15 protein-coding genes are annotated in these 14,310 nt (G+C 68.7%); 8 read left to right on the plus strand and 7 right to left on the minus strand.

The features are described from left to right. The first annotated feature begins 33 nt into the window (after nucleotides 1-33). Together AC07XP_RS31120 and gap are read left to right on the plus strand one after the other, a co-directional pair. Entirely contained in the window at nucleotides 34-2,139 is a 2,106-nt protein-coding gene (locus tag AC07XP_RS31120; RefSeq protein ID WP_062473533.1) for a transketolase family protein, read from the plus strand. Between the two features lie 63 nt (nucleotides 2,140-2,202). Further along, nucleotides 2,203-3,204 carry a type I glyceraldehyde-3-phosphate dehydrogenase gene (gene gap, locus AC07XP_RS31125; RefSeq protein ID WP_056575024.1) on the plus strand — a complete coding sequence of 334 codons (1,002 nt, stop codon included), beginning with the start codon at nucleotides 2,203-2,205 and terminating at the stop codon, nucleotides 3,202-3,204. A 70-nt stretch (nucleotides 3,205-3,274) separates the two neighbouring features. On the opposite strand, the gene AC07XP_RS31130 is transcribed toward gap, so the two are convergent. The 3 genes from AC07XP_RS31130 to AC07XP_RS31140 all read right to left on the minus strand — a co-directional run bounded on the left by AC07XP_RS31130 (nucleotide 3,275) and on the right by AC07XP_RS31140 (nucleotide 4,880). Next, nucleotides 3,275-3,871 carry a hypothetical protein gene (locus tag AC07XP_RS31130; protein WP_495266831.1) on the minus strand — a complete coding sequence of 199 codons (597 nt, stop codon included), beginning with the start codon at nucleotides 3,869-3,871 and terminating at the stop codon, nucleotides 3,275-3,277. Between the two features lie 15 nt (nucleotides 3,872-3,886). Next, nucleotides 3,887-4,477 (minus strand): hypothetical protein, encoded by a 591-nt coding sequence (locus tag AC07XP_RS31135; RefSeq protein ID WP_495266832.1) that lies wholly within the window; start codon nucleotides 4,475-4,477, stop codon nucleotides 3,887-3,889. 94 nt (nucleotides 4,478-4,571) lie between these two features. Then, on the minus strand, nucleotides 4,572-4,880 hold the full coding sequence (locus AC07XP_RS31140) for a putative quinol monooxygenase (protein WP_159274194.1): 309 nt from the start codon (nucleotides 4,878-4,880) through the stop codon (nucleotides 4,572-4,574). Between the two features lie 208 nt (nucleotides 4,881-5,088). Between AC07XP_RS31140 and AC07XP_RS31145 the strand changes: the two genes are divergently transcribed. Next, the gene (locus AC07XP_RS31145) at nucleotides 5,089-5,379 is read left to right on the plus strand and encodes a YciI family protein (protein ID WP_062473524.1); all 291 of its coding nucleotides are present in this window, start codon (nucleotides 5,089-5,091) and stop codon (nucleotides 5,377-5,379) included. 30 nt (nucleotides 5,380-5,409) lie between these two features. Here the strand turns inward: AC07XP_RS31145 and AC07XP_RS31150 are convergent, their stop codons facing one another. Beyond that, complete coding sequence (locus tag AC07XP_RS31150; protein WP_495266833.1) at nucleotides 5,410-6,483, minus strand: pirin family protein; 1,074 nt, start codon at nucleotides 6,481-6,483, stop codon at nucleotides 5,410-5,412. Between the two features lie 148 nt (nucleotides 6,484-6,631). Beyond that, complete coding sequence (locus AC07XP_RS31155) at nucleotides 6,632-7,048, minus strand: VOC family protein (RefSeq protein ID WP_307582369.1); 417 nt, start codon at nucleotides 7,046-7,048, stop codon at nucleotides 6,632-6,634. Between the two features lie 165 nt (nucleotides 7,049-7,213). On the opposite strand from AC07XP_RS31155, the gene AC07XP_RS31160 reads away from it, so the two are divergent. Continuing rightward, complete coding sequence (locus AC07XP_RS31160; protein ID WP_495266834.1) at nucleotides 7,214-8,791, plus strand: CYTH and CHAD domain-containing protein; 1,578 nt, start codon at nucleotides 7,214-7,216, stop codon at nucleotides 8,789-8,791. A 68-nt stretch (nucleotides 8,792-8,859) separates the two neighbouring features. Here AC07XP_RS31160 and AC07XP_RS31165 read toward each other — a convergent pair whose 3' ends face one another. Next, nucleotides 8,860-9,336, minus strand: a complete 477-nt coding sequence (locus AC07XP_RS31165; RefSeq protein ID WP_495266835.1) for an FKBP-type peptidyl-prolyl cis-trans isomerase — start codon at nucleotides 9,334-9,336, stop codon at nucleotides 8,860-8,862. 38 nt (nucleotides 9,337-9,374) lie between these two features. Beyond that, nucleotides 9,375-10,304 carry a LysR family transcriptional regulator gene (locus AC07XP_RS31170; protein ID WP_495266836.1) on the minus strand — a complete coding sequence of 310 codons (930 nt, stop codon included), beginning with the start codon at nucleotides 10,302-10,304 and terminating at the stop codon, nucleotides 9,375-9,377. 139 nt (nucleotides 10,305-10,443) lie between these two features. Here AC07XP_RS31170 and AC07XP_RS31175 point away from each other — a divergent pair, with 139 nt between their 5' ends. The 4 genes from AC07XP_RS31175 (at nucleotide 10,444) to AC07XP_RS31190 (ending at nucleotide 14,198) form a co-directional block, all read left to right on the plus strand. Further along, complete coding sequence (locus AC07XP_RS31175; protein WP_495266837.1) at nucleotides 10,444-11,031, plus strand: NADPH-dependent FMN reductase; 588 nt, start codon at nucleotides 10,444-10,446, stop codon at nucleotides 11,029-11,031. Further along, a complete protein-coding gene (locus AC07XP_RS31180) occupies nucleotides 11,028-11,882 on the plus strand; it encodes a pirin family protein (protein ID WP_495266838.1) in 855 nt (284 codons plus the stop codon). The genes AC07XP_RS31175 and AC07XP_RS31180 overlap by 4 nt, the downstream gene beginning before the upstream one ends. 96 nt (nucleotides 11,883-11,978) lie before the next feature. After that, nucleotides 11,979-13,184, plus strand: a complete 1,206-nt coding sequence (locus AC07XP_RS31185; RefSeq protein ID WP_495266839.1) for a M20 aminoacylase family protein — start codon at nucleotides 11,979-11,981, stop codon at nucleotides 13,182-13,184. A gap of 39 nt (nucleotides 13,185-13,223) precedes the next feature. Then, complete coding sequence (locus AC07XP_RS31190) at nucleotides 13,224-14,198, plus strand: tripartite tricarboxylate transporter substrate-binding protein (RefSeq protein ID WP_495266840.1); 975 nt, start codon at nucleotides 13,224-13,226, stop codon at nucleotides 14,196-14,198. The last annotated feature ends 112 nt before the right edge of the window (nucleotides 14,199-14,310 follow it).

Here is a 14,310-nt window from a genome sequence, read left to right on the forward strand (position 1 = left end):
CACCCACCCTTTTCCCCCGAAAGCCCACTGCCCATGGCAAACCAAGCCCTGATGGCCAACGCGATCCGCGCGCTGGCAATGGATGCCGTTCAACAAGCCAATTCCGGACATCCGGGCGCACCGATGGGCATGGCCGACATGGCCGTCGCCCTGTGGGGCGAGCACCTGCGCTACAACCCCGCCAACCCGCACTGGTTCGACCGCGACCGCTTCGTGCTGTCCAACGGCCACGCCTCGATGCTGATCTACGCGGTGCTGCACCTCACGGGCTACGACCTGCCCCTGGCCGAGATCAAGAACTTCCGCCAGCTGCACAGCAAGACCGCCGGCCACCCCGAAGTCGACGTCACCCCCGGCGTCGAGACCACCACCGGCCCGCTGGGCCAGGGCATCACCAATGCCGTGGGCTTCGCGCTGGCCGAGAAGCTGCTGGCCGCCGAGTTCAACCGCAAGGACCTGGCCATCGTCGACCACCACACCTACGCCTTCCTGGGCGACGGTTGCATGATGGAAGGCATCAGCCACGAAGCCTGCGCCCTCGCCGGCGCCTGGCACCTGAACAAGCTGATCGCCCTGTACGACGACAACGGCATCAGCATCGACGGCCAGGTCAAGCCCTGGTTCATCGACAACACCGAAGAGCGCTTCAAGGGCTACGGCTGGAACGTCGTCGGCCCGATCGACGGCAACGACGCCAAGGAAGTGGCCAAGGCCATCGCCAAGGCCAAGAAGGAAGCCACCAAGCCCACGCTGATCGTCTGCAAGACCACCATCGGCAAGGGCAGCCCGAACCGCGCCGGCACCGCCAAGGCGCACGGCGAGGCGCTGGGCGCCGAAGAAATCAAGCTCACGCGCGAAGCCATCGGCTGGCCCTACCCCGCCTTCGAAATCCCGGCCGAGGTGTATGCCGACTGGGACCACAAGGCCGAAGGCGCCAAGACCGAAGCCGCCTGGAACGACACCTTCGCCGCCTACACGGCCGCGTACCCTGAACTCGCCGCCGAGTTCACGCGCCGCATGAAGGGCGAGCTGCCCAAGAACTTCCACCAGGTCGCGTTCGACACCGTGGTCGCCGCCCACACCAAGGGCGAAACCGTGGCCAGCCGCAAGGCCAGCCAGCTCGCGCTGGAAGCCTTCACGGCCGCGCTGCCCGAAATGCTCGGCGGCAGCGCCGACCTCACCGGCTCCAACCTCACCAACACCAAGAGCACCGCCGCGCTGCGCTTCGACGCCAAGACCGGCGCCGTCGTGCTGAACGCGCCCCCCGCACCGGTGGTGCCCCAGGGCGGCGAAGACGAAGCCGCACAAGGTGATGCCGTCGAGCCGCCGCACGGCGAGATCGGCCGCCACATCAACTACGGCGTGCGCGAATTCGGCATGGCCGCCATCATGAACGGCGTGGCGCTGCATGGCGGCTACATCCCCTACGGCGGCACCTTCCTCACCTTCAGCGACTACAGCCGCAACGCCATCCGCATGGCCGCGCTCATGAAGCGCCGCGTGGTGCACGTGTTCACGCACGACTCCATCGGCCTGGGTGAAGACGGCCCGACGCACCAGTCGATCGAGCACGCCGCCTCGCTGCGCCTCATTCCCAACCTGGACGTCTGGCGTCCGGGCGACACGGCCGAAACCGCCGTGGCCTGGGCTGTCGCACTGCAGAACGCCACGCGCCCGACCGCCCTGCTGCTGAGCCGCCAGAACATCGCCTACGCCGCCAAGAGCGACCTGGGTGACATCAGCCGCGGCGCCTACGTGCTGTCCGAGCCCGAGAACGTCGGCCTCAAGAACAAGAAGACAGCCGCCGTCATCATCGCCACCGGCTCCGAAGTGCAGCTCGCGCTGGCCGCCCAGAAGCTGCTGGCCGACAAGAAGATCGCCGTGCGCGTGGTGTCGATGCCCTCGACCACCACCTTCGACCGCCAGGACCTGGCCTACAAGAAGGCCGTGCTGCCCAAGAAGATCCCGCGCGTCGCGGTCGAAATGGGCTGCACCGACGGCTGGTGGAAGTACGGCTGCGCGGCCGTGGTCGGCATCGACAGCTACGGCGAGTCGGCCCCCGCGCCCGTGCTGTTCAAGCACTTCGGTTTCACGGCGGAGAACGTGGCCGCCACTGTGGAAGCGGCCCTGCGCGACTGAGCGTCGCGCGGTTCGTCCTCTTCCCGTCCGATCAAAAGTTTTTCAACCTTAGGAGCAAGTCAGATGGCTATCAAACTCGGTATCAACGGCTTCGGCCGCATCGGTCGCAACGTGCTGCGCGCAGCCGTGCAGAACTTCAAGAACGACATCGAAATCGTTGCCATCAACGACTTGCTCGAGCCGGAATACCTGGCTTACATGCTCCAGTACGACTCGGTGCATGGCCGCTTCAAGGGTGAAGTCACGGTCGAAGGCAACACGCTGATCGTCAACGGCAAGAAGATCCGCCTGACGCAAGAGCGCGACCCGTCGCAGCTCAAGTGGAACGAAGTCGGCGCCGACATCGTGCTCGAGTCGACCGGCCTGTTCCTCACCAAGGAAACCGCGCAGAAGCACATCGACGCAGGCGCCAAGAAGGTGATCCTGTCGGCCCCCTCGAAGGACGACACCCCCATGTTCGTCTACGGCGTGAACGACAAGAAGTACGCCGGCGAAGCCATCATCAGCAACGCCAGCTGCACCACCAACTGCCTGGCCCCGCTGGCCAAGGTGCTGAACGACAAGTGGGGCATCAAGCGCGGCCTGATGACCACCGTGCACGCCGCCACCGCCACGCAGAAGACTGTGGATGGCCCGAGCAACAAGGACTGGCGCGGTGGCCGCGGCATCCTGGAAAACATCATTCCTTCGAGCACTGGCGCTGCCAAGGCCGTGGGCGTGGTGATCCCCGAGCTGAACAAGAAGCTCACCGGCATGAGCTTCCGCGTGCCGACCTCCGACGTGTCGGTGGTCGACCTGACCGTTGAACTCGTCAAGGACGCCACCTACGCCGAGATCTGCGCCGAAATGAAGGCACAGAGCGAAGGCGCGCTCAAGGGCGTGCTGGGCTACACCGAAGACAAGGTCGTCGCCACCGACTTCCGCGGCGACCCGCGCACCTCGATCTTCGACGCCGAAGCCGGCATCGCGCTGGACGGCACCTTCGTGAAGCTCGTGAGCTGGTACGACAACGAATGGGGCTACTCGAACAAGTGCCTCGAGATGGTGAAGGTCGTGTCGAAGTAAGACTTCGCGACTCCCACGAAAAACGCGCCCTCGGGCGCGTTTTTTATTGGGCGAGTGGTCGTCGAACAGCTCAACGCAGCTTCTCGTTGCGCCGTATCTCGCTGCTGAGCTGCGCCGTCATCCGCGTGGCCGCGCGCCGTGCGGCCAGGCCGTAGTCGCCGTTGAACTCGCCGAACTCCGCCGTGCCGTTGCCGACCGCGCGCACGCGCGTGACTTCGGCGCCCGCGGTGTCGGTGACCACGCAGGCCACCTCGGCCGTGAAGGCGGTGGGCGGCCAGGTGATCCACGAGGACGAGCTCGAATCGGTTTTGATCTGCGGCGTGAACACCAGCGACACGCCCGCCGCCTCGTTGGCCTTGGCATCGTCGGCGGTGCGCAGCACGACCACGTTGCGGTAGACCGCGCGCAGCGCGTCGCGGATCGATTTCTCGAGGTCGCGGTACGGGTAGTAGCTCACGCGGTCGCCGCTGCCGCCAGCGGTGGTCACCTGCAGGTCGCGTTGCGCGTCGGTCATCACGTAGGCCACCTTCTTGGGAATGAGGTGGGCGGTTGACCGCGGCGGTGCGGTCTCGGTGATCATCGTGATCGGGTGGGCGCAACCCGCCAGCAGCACGGCGGTTGCCAGCACGGCGGCCAGCCGGGGTGTCAGGAAAGAAAGAAGCGTCATGGTGCGTTCCCGGCCTTACTGCGCAGACGGCGCGATGGCCGCGACGAATTGCGGATCGGCATACACCTGCCGCAGCAGCGCCCGCACCAAGCGCGGGTACGCGGCCTGCCCGGCGGGCACGGCCACGATGTTGGCGTAGCTCGAATCGAAGGCGATCTCGCCGCGGTAGGTCTTGCGCAGCGTCTGCGCGGCGTTGCGCGTGACGGTGACCTCGACGTCCATGCGGCCCGAGCCGTTGATCACGCCCAGGTCGAGTTCATTGACGAGGATGCGCGCCGCGATGCGGGTCGGCGCCTTGGGGTCGTAGACCGAGATCTCGCCCAGGTCGCGCATCAGCGCGTCTTCGAGGTACTGGGCGAAGGTGCCGCTGGGCGACACGAGCCTGGCGCGGCGCAGGCCCAGGGTGTTGATCTTGTCGTTGGGGTCGGTGGGCTGCACCTTGGCCACCGCGACCTTGCCGGGGTTGTGCGCCTCGAGCCGGTCGAGCGCCTCGTAGTCGGCGGCATAGGGCGGCGCGCCGAGCTGTGCGCAGCCCGTGGCCAGTGCGGCCAGCAGGAGCGCGCCGGTGCGCCAACGCAGACCCTGCGGTCTGGAGACGATCGCCATGTCTTGAACCCCCTCGTCCGAGATGTCTTCTTCTCCCCGGCGCGAGGGTAGCAGGCATCGCGCCGCGCGCGAAGGCGGCGGCGGTGCGGCAGGGTCAGATGGGCTCGAGCACGTGGATGCGCTTGCTCTCGGTGAGCTCCTTGGTCTGGGCGCTGAAGGCCGCCATGTGCGGCGCGACCGCGTGCGCCTGCAGGGCCGGCAGCGAGGCCCACTTCTCGATCACCACGAAGGTGTCAGGCCCGAAGCTGGCCTTGGACGGGGGAATGCCCTGCGCGTCGATCGTGGCCGCGTATTCGATGCAGCCCTCTTCGGCCAGCACGGCGGCGCGGTTGGCCTTGAAGGCTTCGAGCAGAAGGGCGCGCTGGCCGGGCTTGGCGGTGATGACGGCAACGACTTGGATCATGGAACAGGGTCTCCGGTGAAGTGACATGAACTGAGGAATGCAACGACCGAATCTACGAGATCGCACGCCGGTGCGCAGGTCCGGTGGGCGACAAGGCCGGCATGCACATGCCGCATGCGACAGTTACCCGCGAGACACACTCTCGCCCCGCCACGGTCGTGGCGAGGTCATAGGATCGGGTCATCTTCCGCATCGACCTGCCTTTGCCATGTTCATCGTCACCCTGACCTACATCCGTCCGCTCGAGGAACTCGACGCGCTGATGGATGCGCATGTCACCTGGCTCAAGAAGCACTACGCCAGCGGCCTGTTCGTGGCCTCGGGGCGCCAGGTGCCGCGCAAGGGCGGCGTGATCCTCGCGCGCTCGGGCGACCGCGAGGGGCTCGAGGCGGTGCTGGCGCGCGACCCCTTCGTGCAGGGCGGCGTCGCGCGCACCGACGTGATCGAGTTCATCCCGAGCATGACCGCGCTGAGCGTCGAGGTGCTGCGCGGCTACTGAGAACCGCGCAGCCCCGGAAGCCGATGTAGATCAGGCTCCCGGCACTTCCTCGCGCCCGTTGGGGTGCCGCGCAAAGCGCGCGGCCTCGGCCCCATGCACCGGCGCCGGGTCGTCCCAGGGCCAGCCGCCGAACTGCGTGCGGCGGTAGTCGGCCATCGTCTGGGCGATCTCGGCCTGCGTGTTCATCACGAAGGGGCCGTACTGCGCCACCGGCTCGGCGATCGGGCGGCCCTGCAGCAGCAAGAACTCGCCGTCGCCCTCGGGGCCGTTGCACAGCTCCACCGCTGCGTCGGCGCGCAGCTCGATGGCCGCCGGCCCGTCCACGCGCCGACCCGCCACCTGCGCGGTCGCACCCTTGAAGAAATACAGCATGCGCCGCGTGCCCTCGCCGGTGGCAGGCGGCAGCGTCCAGCGCGCGCCGGGCGTCATGCGCAGCGTCCAGATCGCGAGGTCGGCGCCGGCCTGCGCGGCCCACGAATCGGGCGGCGGCGCGAGCGGGTCGATGGCCGCCTGGGCCTGCGCGTCATCGCCGCCGAAGCGCCCGGCGATCACCGCCACCTCGGTGCGACCGCCCTGCGCGTCGTCCGAGGCGAAGCGCGGAATCGCCTCCGACCAGAACATCGTGAAGTGCGGCTCGGCCATCTTGTTCTTCGCCGGCAGGTTGAGCCAGATCTGGAACAGCTCCAGCGGATTGGGCGCGCCGGCGTCCAGCAGCGGGAACATCTCCGAATGCACGATGCCCTTGCCGGCCGTGAGCCACTGCACGTCGCCGCCGCCGAAGCGCGCCGTGGCGCCCAGCGAGTCGGAGTGGTCGACCAGGCCCTTGCGCACGATGGTCACCGTCTCGAAGCCGCGGTGCGGGTGCGAGGGAAAGCCCGGCACCGTCTCGCCGTGGTACATGCTCCAGCCGTCCTTGCGGCTGAAGTCCTGGCCGATCTGGCGGCCGGCCAGCGAGGCCTCGGGGCCCATGCGGCCGTTGCCCTTCGGGTACGCGTCGTCGTGGTAGACGCAGAACAGGAAGGGGTCCAGCGTCTGCCACGGGAAGCCGAGCGGCTGGACCTGGACGATGGGAGACGCGCTGTGGTTGTCGTTGCTGTCGGACATGTCGGTATTCCTTGGTGAGGCGGGCACGGCCGCCATGCGGGCCGCGCCGGAACCAGGAATATCGGGGCGCCGCCGCCTTTCGGTAGGTGCCTTCCGCGCAACGATCAAGAGCGCATATGGAACGATGGGCATCGTCCGGCCCCCGCGTTCACTGCGAGGGCATCTCGGCGTTCGGGTCCATGTAGACCAGTTCCCAGATGTGGCCGTCCAGGTCCTGGAAGCCGTGGCCGTACATGAAACCGTAGTCCTTCGGCTCGCGCGGCGTCGTGCCGCCGGCGGCCACCGCCTTGGCGACCAGTTCGTCGACCTCGGCGCGGCTCTCGCACGACAGGCACACCAGCACCTCGTTCTCCTTGCGGGCGTCGGCGATGCCCTGGTTCGTGAAGGTCTTGAAGTAGTCCTCCATCAGCAGCATCGCGTGGATGCTGCCTTCGTGGATGACCATGCAGGCGGCGTTGGCGTCGGTGAACTGCGGGTTGAAGGTGTAGCCCAGCGCGCCGAAGAAAGCCTTGCTCTTGTCGAGGTTCCGGACGGGGAGGTTCACGAAGATCTGCTTGGTGGCCATGGTGTCTTTCCTGTGCTGATGAAGGGTGAATGGGGTGTTTGCCGACGTCTTTGTGTACGCCGTCCACAAAAGATATCAAAGAAAATGGACGGTGTCCACATGATTTTTCGAAGCACCGGAAATCGGCCGGCACCACCTCGTTGAGGGGGAAAAAGAGCGGGCATCATGAACACCATGGAAATCGAGTTCAAGTTCTGTATTCCCGCCGGCCGCCTGAAGGCCGTCGAAGCCGCATTGCGGCGCGGCGCCGTCGTGCGCACGCGCCTCCAGGCCCGCTATTTCGACACCGCCGACCAGCGTCTCGTCGCCGACGGCATGGTGCTGCGCCTGCGCAAGGAGGGCCGGCGCTGGGTGCAGACCGTCAAGGCCGCCGGCGACAACGCGCTGCACCGGCTCGAGCACAACGTCGACCTGGGCACCGGCGCCGCCGCGCCCGCCATCGACCCCGCGCGCCACGCCGGCACGCCCGTCGGCGAGCGACTGGCCCGCCTTCTGCAGCCGGCCGATGGCGGCGCGGTGCCGCTGGTCGAACGCCAGTCGACCGACATCGTGCGGCTCACGCGCGACCTGCGCGTGAGCGGCCCGGGCGGCGCCGTCGTCGAGATGGCGCTCGACGTCGGCAAGGTCGTCGCGCACGCGGGCACGCCCGCGCAGCGCGCCTCGCCCGTGTGCGAGCTGGAGCTCGAACTCAAGAGCGGCGACGTGCAGGGGCTCGTGGCGCTCGCGCGGCGCTGGTCGCAGCAGCACGGCCTGTGGTTCAGCACCGTCTCCAAGGCCGAGCGCGGCATGCGCCTGCTGGCCGAGCAGGAGACGGTGCCCGCCGTGAAGGCCGAAGCGCCGCGCTTCCCCACTCATGGCCTCGGCGGCCGCGCCATCCAGCAGGCCATCGTCGCGTCGTGCCTCGACCAGATGCTGCCCAACGCCAGCGAGATCGCCGCGGGCAGCACCGATGAGGAACAGATCCACCAGCTGCGCATCGGCATCCGCCGCCTGCGCACCGCGCTGCGCGAGCTGGCGGGGCTCGATGCCAACGCCAGCCGCTTCGACGCCGCCGGCTGGGAGCCGCCGCTGGTCGACGCCTTCCGCGCGCTTGGCGAACTGCGCGACCGCGAACAGGTGGTGAAGCTCGCGCAGCCGCGGCTGCGCGAAGCGGGGGCGCCGGAGGTCGATCTGTTGGCGGGCGATGCCAGCGATGCGGCTGGCGCGCCGGCATCGACACCCGGCGACATCGTGCGCGCCGCCGCGTTCCAGGACGTGCTGGTGTCGCTGATCGGTTTCACCGCCACCGCACCCGAGTCGACGGGCCCGACGCCGCTCGCTGCCGACGCGGCCCTTCAGTTGCTGCGCGAGCGGCTCCAGCGCCTGCACAAACAGGCCGTGCGCGACGGCCGGCGTTTCGAATCGCTCGCCACCGAACACCAGCACCGCGCGCGCAAGCGGCTCAAGCGCCTGCGCTACCTGGCGGAGTTCGCGGCGCCGCTGTTCGCCGAGGCGGAAGGCGGCAAAAAGAAGAAGGACGCGGCCGAGCGCTACCTGAAGGCCCTGCGCCCCGCGCAGGACGCGCTGGGCGCGTTCAACGACGAGGCCGTGGCGCTCGCGCTGTACCGCGAGGTCGCATCGCGCGACCCGCGTGCGTGGTTTGCGGTGGGATGGTTCAGCGCGCGCCGCGCGGCGGGGGCGACGGCGTGTCGCGAGGCGCTGGAGAGAATCGGCGAGGCGCCGAGGTTCTGGAAGAAGAAGTAACCAGGAAGCAACTGGCGAAGCGAACGCCGGGCCACGCGGCCCTCGGCGTTCGTCACCGACCCTGTCACTCAGTGATGGTGCCCATGCGCCCCATGCACATGCCGGTGCTCGATCTCCACCGGCAGCGCCGCGCGCACGTCCGTCACCTGCAGGCTGAATTTCAGCGCCTTGCCGGCCCAGGGGTGGTTGCCGTCGAGCAGCACGACCGGGCCCTTGATCTTGGTCACGGTGAAGACGTGCTCGGTGCCGTCGTCGAGCCGGCCCTGCAGCTGGCCGCCGACCTTCACGCCGGGCGGGAACTCGGTCTTGGGAATGCTGCGCACCAGCGCCTCGTCGCGCAGGCCGAAGGCGTCTTCGGGGGCGAGGTTCAGCGTGGTCTGGTAGCCCTTTTCCTGGCCGTCGAGCGCTTGCTCGATCTTGGGCAGGGTGTTCTCGTAACCGCCATGCAGGTAGGCCATCGGCTCGGGGCTGGCTTCGATGAGCTTGCCCTGGGCGTCGGCGACTTTGTACTTGAGGGTGACGACGGTGTCTTTTTCGATTTTCATGGCGGGCATTTTCTGTGGAAATCGATCCGCGTCCGAAGTCAGGTCATCCGCGCCCGCCACACATCCGGCAACGCCTCCTCCTCCCGCAGCTTCTGCGTCACCATCCCGATGAACGCCGACACCGCCCGCGGCAGGTGCTTGCGGCTCGGGTAGACCACGCTCAGCCCGTGCCCGGTGCGCTGGTACTGTGGCAGCACCGGCACCAGCCGCCCCGCCTCCACGTCGAGCCGCCCCATGGCCGGCGGCAGCAGCGCGATGCCCAGGCCGGCGATGGCGGCCTTGCGCAGCGCCTGCGCGGTGTTGCCGCTGAAGCGGCCGCCGACCTGCACTTCTTCCTCTTTGCCGCCGGGCCCGGTCAGGCGCCAGGTGGTGCGGCCGCTCGGGTGGGCGGGGGTCACGCAGTCGTGGTCGGCCAAGTCTCCCAGCGCGGCGGGCGTGCCGCGCGCGGCCAGGTAGGCGGGGCTGGCGACGAGGCCGTCGGTGCGCGGGCCGAGCAGCTGGCGGGCGACGTACCCCGAGTCGGCCAGCGCGCCGCCGCGGAAGGCGATGTCGATCTGCTCGGCGATCAGGTCGGCCTTGGCGTCGCTGAGCACGAACTCGACGCGCACCAGCGGGTACGCGGCCAGGAAGTCGGCCACCCAGGCCATGGGAAAGAAGTCGAAGAAATCGGCCGTGGCCGCCACGCGCACGCGGCCGCTGGGTTCCTGGCTGCCGGTGATGAGCGCCTGCCCGGCCTCGACCAGCCCGTCGACCGCCTCGGCGCACTGTTCGTGAAAGGCCTGCCCGGCGCCGGTGAGCGTGAGCTTGCGGGTCGAGCGCTGCAGCAGCCGGGTGCCGAGCTGCGCCTCCAATTGCTGGATGCGCCGGCTCACGGTGTTGGGCGGCAGGCCCAGCCGGCGGCCGGCCTCGGCGAAGCTGCCGTGGCGCACCACCTGCACGAAGACGGCGATGTCGTTGAGGTCGAGCATGGCGGGGCCTATTCCTTTTGTTCGTGGACGAGTGCAATCCGACTCTACCGTCTAGTCGATCAATGCGTGCGTGCCTAACCTTGAGTCCATGGCCTTTCCGGCCTTCGACCACCTCATTTCATTCAGGAGCACGCACCCCATGAGCGCACAACAACAACCCCGCATCGGCATCGTCATCGGCTCGACCCGCGAAGGCCGCTTCGGCGAGAAGCCCGCGCAGTGGATCCACGACATCGCGAAGCAGCGCACCGACCTCGCCTTCGAGCTGGTCGACCTGCGCGAGCACCCGCTGCCCTTTTTCAACGAAGCCGGCGCGCCCGCCTGGGGCCCGGTGAAGAACGAGGCCGCGCAGCGCTGGCAGGCCAAGCTGGCCACCTTCGACGGGCTGATCATCGTCACGCCCGAATACAACCACGGCCCGAGCGCGGTGCTGAAGAACGCGATCGACTGGGCCTACAAGGAGTTCATCCGCAAGCCGATCGGCTTCGTGGGCTACGGCGGCGTGGGCGCGGCGCGGGCGGTGGAGCAGCTGCGGCTGGTCGCGGTCGAGATGCAGATGGCGCCGGTGCGCCACGCGGTGCACATCGGCATGGTCGAGTTCCTGGGCATCTGGCAGCAGGGCAAGAGCTTCGGCGACTTCCCGCACCTGGCGCAGTCGGCCACGGGCCTGCTCGACGACATGGCGTGGTGGACCCGCGCACTGAAGACCGCCAGGGAGGCCGCATGACCACCGCTGTTGCCACCGACACCCGCGCCATCGTCTACCGCACGCGCGGCGCCAGGCACGGGCCGATCACGCGGCTCATGAGCCCCGGCGACCTGGGCGAGTACCTCAAGCCCTTCGTGTTCCTGGACCTGTTCGGCTTCGATGTCGATGGCGGCCACAAGGGCTTCGGCCTGCACCCGCATTCGGGCATCGCCACGCTGACCTGGCTGATCGAAGGCGACACGCTGTACGAAGACACGACCGGCGAACAGGGCGTGCTGCGCGGCGGCGGCGTCGAGTGGATGCGCGCGGGCAACGGCGTGTGGCACACGGGCGCACCGGCGCCGGGCGTGACGCGCGTGCAGGGCTTCCAGCTCTGGGTGGCGCTGCCGGCCGCCGAGGAAAACGCGCCCGCGCAGAGCATCTACCTCGCGCCTTCGCAGGTGCCGCAGGAAGGCCCGGCGCGCGTGCTGCTCGGGCGCTACGGCGCGGCGCAGAGCCCCATTCCGGCGCCCTCGCCAATGAACTACCTGGCCGTGCAGTTGAAGGACGGCGAACGCTGGCGCTACACGCCGCCCGCCGGCCACACGGTGGGCTGGGTGGCGGTGAACGCGGGCCGGCTCGACGCGGGCGACGGCACCGGCGGCCCCATCGGCACGGGCGAGCTCGCGGTGTTCGAGGAGTCCGGTGCGGCCATCGACGTCGTGGCGCAGGGCGACACGGCCTTCGTGCTCGGCTCGGCGGTGCCGCATCCGCACGAGCTGGTGATGGGCCACTACTCGGTGCACACCAGCCGCGCGACGCTCGACCGGGGCGAGGCCGAGATCCGGCGCATCGGCGCGAAGTTGCGCGAGGAAGGCCGGCTCGGCTGAGCGACGAACCGCGCGTAAGCCAGCATGCGCCGCGCGGGCGGCTGCGCCAGAATCGTTCGCTTCTGTTTTTCGCGAACGATCCCGCAGCCGCCCGCCATGAATCTCGTCGACGCCTTCGCCGCCCACGCCACCCGTTTCATCGACATCCGACGCGACATCCACGCGCACCCCGAACTCGGTTTCGAGGAGCACCGCACCTCCGAGAAGGTCGCGAGCCTGCTCACTGAATGGGGCATCGAGGTGCACCGCGGCATCGCGGGCACGGGCCTCGTCGGCGTGCTGCGCAAGGGCACGGGCAGCCGCACCATCGGTCTGCGCGCCGACATGGACGCGCTGCCGCTGCACGAAGCCAACGAGTTCGCCCACAAGTCGACGAGCCCCGGCCGCATGCACGCCTGCGGCCACGACGGCCACACGACGATGCTGCTGGCGGCCGCCTGGCACCTGTCGCAGCAAGGGCCGGATGATTTCGACGGCACCGTGCATTTCATCTTCCAGCCCGCCGAGGAGATGGGCAAGGCCGGCGCCAAGAAGATGATCGACGAGGGCCTGTTCGAGCGCTTTCCGTGCGACGCGGTCTTCGGGCTGCACAACTTTCCCGTCGGCGACGTGGGCCGCTTCGCGCTCAACGAAGGCGCGCTGATGGCGTCGAGCAACACCTACAAGATCACCGTGCGCGGGCGCGGCACGCACGCCTCGATGCCGCACACCGGCATCGACCCGGTGGCCGCGGTGGTCACGCTGGCGCAGCAGTTGCAGACCATCGTGGCGCGCACCATTCCCAGCACCGAGCGCGCACTGCTGGCGGTCACGCAGCTGCAGGGCTCTGATGCGCCGAACGTGATTCCCGATGTGGCGACGGTCGGCGGCACGATCCGCACCTTTTCCATCGAGGCCATCGACAAGCTCGAAGCGCGGCTGCGCGAAGTGGCGGCCGGCGTGGCGGCGGCGCACGGCTGCACGGCCGAGGTGTACTTCAACCGCTCCTCGCCGCCGACGGTGAACCATCCGGCCGAGGCGCGCTTTGCCGCCGGCGTGATGCGCGAGGTGGTGGGCGACGACATGGTCACCGACAACTTCCCTGCCGTGATGGGCGCCGAGGACTTCGCGCACATGCTGCTCGCGCGGCCCGGCTGCTACGCCTTCCTGGGCAATGGCGACGGCGACCACCGGCTCGACGGCCACGGGCCCGGCCCTTGCATCATCCACAACACCTCGTTCGACTTCAACGACGAGATCATCCCGATCGGTGCCAGCTACTTCGTGAAGCTGGTGCAGCGCTGGCTGCCGTCGGGCACCTGAAAAACGACTTTTTTGTTGACGATGAAAGCGGCCACCTCGATGACTTTTTCCCTGTTCACCCGACGTTCGCTGGCTGCGCTTGCAGCCGCCGTGGCCCTGGGCGGCCTTGGTGCCGCGCACGCGCAGCAGCGCGTGATCCACATCATCGTGCCCTTCGGCACGGGCGCCGTGCAGGACACGGTGGCGCGCGCCTTCAACAACGAGCTGGGCGTCGCGCTCGGCGGCAGCGCCATCGTCGAGAACCGCGCGGGCGCGGGCGGCACGGTGGGCGCGGCGGTGGCGGCCAAGGCGCCGGCCGACGGCAACACGCTGGTGCTGGCGGCGGCCAGCCACAACATCGCGGGCTTCCTGTACAGCAAGCTGCCTTACGACCCGCTGAAGGACTTCGTCGGCGTGGCCAACGTGGGCAACGCGGGCTATGTGCTGGCGGTGGCCAGCGGCATGAACGTGTCCAACACGGCCGACTTCATCAAGGAGGTCAAGGCCAACCCCGGCAAGTACAACTACGCCTCGGCCGGCAACGGCAGCGCCACGCACCTGGCGATGGCGTCGTTCCTGGCGAAGGCGGGGCTGCAGATGACGCACATCCCGACCAAGTCGACCGGCGAGGCCGTGAACGAGGTGCTCGCTGGCCGGGTGCAGGCGGTCATCTCGTCGAGCATCGGCGTGATGGGTTTCCAGGACGACGCGCGCGTGAAGCTGCTGGCCTCCACGGGCCAGTCGCGCAGCCCCTTCCTGCCGAAGCTGCCGACGGTGGGCGAGAGCGGCCTGCCGGGCTACGCCTTCGATTCGTGGATTGGCCTGCTGGCACCGGCGGGCACGCCGAAGGCCGAGGTCGAGCGCATCAACGCGGCGGCCAACAAGGTGCTGGCCGATCCGGCGATCCAGGAACGCTTCAAGCGCCTGGGCGTGGAGCCGCGCAGCCAGAGTGCCGAGGCCTTCCAGAAGCTGCTGCGTGCGGATTGGGATGCGATGGGGGCGGTGGTGAAGGCTTCTGGGGCGAAGGTCGACTGACCGTTCTTGGCGCTGCTGTTCGGGGCGCGTGCCCGGGCCACCGGGTACTTCCCTCCGCGAATGTCCCCCGGGGCTTCGCCCCTCCTCCTTGATTTCGCTGCGGGAAGCACCC

Source organism: Variovorax sp. GW531-E2, assembly GCF_059423125.1.

What these genes read in the sequence shown, in the direction of transcription:
- AC07XP_RS31120 (WP_062473533.1), top strand. Translation starts at nt 34, where the DNA reads ATGGCAAACCAAGCCCTGATGGCCAACGCGATCCGCGCGCTGGCAATG.
- gap (WP_056575024.1), top strand. Translation starts at nt 2,203, where the DNA reads ATGGCTATCAAACTCGGTATCAACGGCTTCGGCCGCATCGGTCGCAAC.
- AC07XP_RS31130 (WP_495266831.1), bottom strand. Translation starts at nt 3,871, where the DNA reads ATGACGCTTCTTTCTTTCCTGACACCCCGGCTGGCCGCCGTGCTGGCA.
- AC07XP_RS31135 (WP_495266832.1), bottom strand. Translation starts at nt 4,477, where the DNA reads ATGGCGATCGTCTCCAGACCGCAGGGTCTGCGTTGGCGCACCGGCGCG.
- AC07XP_RS31140 (WP_159274194.1), bottom strand. Translation starts at nt 4,880, where the DNA reads ATGATCCAAGTCGTTGCCGTCATCACCGCCAAGCCCGGCCAGCGCGCC.
- AC07XP_RS31145 (WP_062473524.1), top strand. Translation starts at nt 5,089, where the DNA reads ATGTTCATCGTCACCCTGACCTACATCCGTCCGCTCGAGGAACTCGAC.
- AC07XP_RS31150 (WP_495266833.1), bottom strand. Translation starts at nt 6,483, where the DNA reads ATGTCCGACAGCAACGACAACCACAGCGCGTCTCCCATCGTCCAGGTC.
- AC07XP_RS31155 (WP_307582369.1), bottom strand. Translation starts at nt 7,048, where the DNA reads ATGGCCACCAAGCAGATCTTCGTGAACCTCCCCGTCCGGAACCTCGAC.
- AC07XP_RS31160 (WP_495266834.1), top strand. Translation starts at nt 7,214, where the DNA reads ATGAACACCATGGAAATCGAGTTCAAGTTCTGTATTCCCGCCGGCCGC.
- AC07XP_RS31165 (WP_495266835.1), bottom strand. Translation starts at nt 9,336, where the DNA reads ATGAAAATCGAAAAAGACACCGTCGTCACCCTCAAGTACAAAGTCGCC.
- AC07XP_RS31170 (WP_495266836.1), bottom strand. Translation starts at nt 10,304, where the DNA reads ATGCTCGACCTCAACGACATCGCCGTCTTCGTGCAGGTGGTGCGCCAC.
- AC07XP_RS31175 (WP_495266837.1), top strand. Translation starts at nt 10,444, where the DNA reads ATGAGCGCACAACAACAACCCCGCATCGGCATCGTCATCGGCTCGACC.
- AC07XP_RS31180 (WP_495266838.1), top strand. Translation starts at nt 11,028, where the DNA reads ATGACCACCGCTGTTGCCACCGACACCCGCGCCATCGTCTACCGCACG.
- AC07XP_RS31185 (WP_495266839.1), top strand. Translation starts at nt 11,979, where the DNA reads ATGAATCTCGTCGACGCCTTCGCCGCCCACGCCACCCGTTTCATCGAC.
- AC07XP_RS31190 (WP_495266840.1), top strand. Translation starts at nt 13,224, where the DNA reads ATGACTTTTTCCCTGTTCACCCGACGTTCGCTGGCTGCGCTTGCAGCC.